Source organism: Kitasatospora sp. NPDC057518, from assembly GCF_042802075.1.
Classification (GTDB): domain Bacteria; phylum Actinomycetota; class Actinomycetes; order Streptomycetales; family Streptomycetaceae; genus Kitasatospora.
In genome coordinates, this window is record NZ_JBHVEU010000019.1 from 40,163 (window position 1) to 42,497 (window position 2,335).

1 pseudogene is annotated in these 2,335 nt (G+C 73.3%); it reads right to left on the reverse strand.

Annotation, left to right across the window (positions count from 1 at the left end):
- Window positions 1-2,252 (reverse strand): annotated as a pseudogene (locus tag ACFU7Z_RS03725) (hypothetical protein); the annotation flags it as partial.
- Window positions 2,253-2,335: the final 83 nt, after the last annotated feature.

Genomic DNA, 2,335 nt, shown 5'->3' on the forward strand with positions numbered 1-2,335 from the left:
GTCATCGACCTGCGGTCACCCGAGTCCCGGGACACCCACTTCTCACCGGGCTTCCCGTCCAACGTGGACCCGGTGCCCCGGTCGACCAGCGGCTTCTCCCCCGACGATCCGCCCTTCGCCGAGCCGCCCGCCCCGTGTTCGCTCGGGAGGTCGTTGAGGGTCCTCACGTTGGAACTGCCGGGTCGCATCCCCGGTTCCGGGGCGCCGCTCTTCGGCCCCGCCCCCTCCGGGGGGAGGTCGGCGATGGTCATCACCTTCCTGGCACCGAACGGCCGCGTCGAGGGCTTCTTCGACGCCACACCCTCCGACTTCCCGGTCGTCCCCTCCTGCTGGCCGTTCTGCCGGGTCTGCTCCGAGGTCGGCCGGTCCCCCTTGCCCGGGGCCGTGCTCTCGGAGGTGGTCTGCTTCGTCCCGTTGGTGCTGCCCTCGTGCTCCCGCGCCGAGGAGGCGGTCGACTGCCGGTTGCTGTTCTCCGGTGCCTGGGGCTCCAGTTCCCTCGTCAGGGGCTTCTGCCCCCCGGTCGACTGGTTGGTCCGCTCGTTGCCCTTGGGTGCGGAACCGGAGGAGCCGCCGGACTTTCCGTTGTCCCGCATCGGCTCCAGCGGGGTGTCGCGGGGGGTGGTGCCGCCTCCGGTGGCGGTCCGCTGGTTGTTCGCGGGCACCTCCGCGCCCTCCTTGAGGGGCTGCTTCACGCCCTCGGGCCGGTTGTTGTTGCCGCCGGGGAGGCCGTCGTGGTTTCCGGGGGTCTTCGCGGAGAGCGAGTTGCGGTCCGTGGTCACGGCGGGGTTGTCGCCCTCGACGCGGGCGGAGGCCGAGGACGGCCGGCCGTTGGCGCCGACGTCGCTGCCGGGCCGCGTTCCGCCGGGCTGCCGGTCGAAGGAGGCCTTGTAGGTCTGGTTGTCGACGGGCGTCTCGGACTGCGAGTGGCCGGGGGTCTGCTCGTTCGGGCCGGGCCGGGTGACGTTGCCGGTGCCGTTGCCGTTGACGGTGCCGCGCGAACCGCCGTTCCCGCCCGTCTCGTTGACGGAGCGCGAGGTGGCGTCGGGCAGCGAGCCGTCCTTGCCGCCCAGCGGCCCGTGCGTCTCCTGGCCGCCGATCTGGCCGCCGGTGCTCTTCGGCGGGGCGACGTTGCCGATCCCGCCCGCCCCGGGCTCGTGCACTCCGGTCCCGGGCTTCACCTGACCGCCGGGGGTCGGCTGGTGGGTTCCCGACGGGTCGAGCTGGCCGGGCTCCCGGGTCACCGGCTCGGGGCCCCGGCCGGGCGTCGTGGTCCTGGGCGGGCCGGGCGGGGTGGTGCCGGGGGCCTCGTGGGGGATCCCGGTCTTGGGGGGCTCCACCCCGCCGGGGGCGACGGGCGAGCGTCCCGGCGGCACGCTGCCCGGTTCGGCGCCCAGCGGCTTGCCGCCGCCCGGGAACAGCTCCGGCGGCGGGACCTTGCCGATGCCGCCCGGGGTGACTCCGCCGATGGACCCCGGCCCTTCCGGAAGCGGCACGGAGCCGCGCCCCGGCAGCGGGACGTGCTCGGTGACCGGGGGCTTCACACCCGGCGGGTCGACCTTCGGCGGGGTCACGCCCTTGCCCCCGACCCCCTTGGGGCCGCCGCCGATCCCGACCTCCTTGGGTCCGCGCAGACCGGCCAGGCCCCCGAGGCCGCCGAAGACGGCCCCGAAGCCCATGCTCATGCCCTCGGCGGCCCAGTCGATCTCGAACGGGACGTCGTAGATCTTGTCGGCGATCAGCTGGGCCAGCAGGTCGGTGCCCAGCTGGAGCAGGCCGCCGGCCACGGCGCCGCCGATGAAGGCGCCGATGTTGAGGATGGTCTGCAGGCTCTCGCCGATCGTCCTCAGGATGTTGGTGATGAGGGTGATGAGGCCTTCGAGGAGCGGCGCGATCAGCCTGGCCAGCAGGCCCAGGCCGAAGGGGAGGACGAACCCGAGGATGGTGGCGATGATGCTGGCCAGCCCGGCCGCGTTGGCGGCCTTCTGCTCGGCGGCCATGATCTTCTCCAGTGCCCGGCCGTAGTCGTTGATGGCGTCGCCGATCTTCCAGCAGGTGGTGACCGCCGGGTCGAGCACGCTGTTGCCGACGAGGTTCCAGGCGTCGTGCGCGGCCACCATGCCGTCACCGGTCCACTGGAACTTGTCCATGGCCATGCTGGTGCCGTACCGGGCCGCGTACACCGTGTTGCCCAGCTCGATCCACTGGTTGCCCAGGGCGTAGATGTCGCTGATGCTGAAGCCGTTGTCGGCCATCGGGGATCCACCTCGAAGCAACTGCCGCGGAGAGCGCGGGCGGGAAGGTACGAACGGGCCGGGGGCTGCGAGAGCCCCCGGCC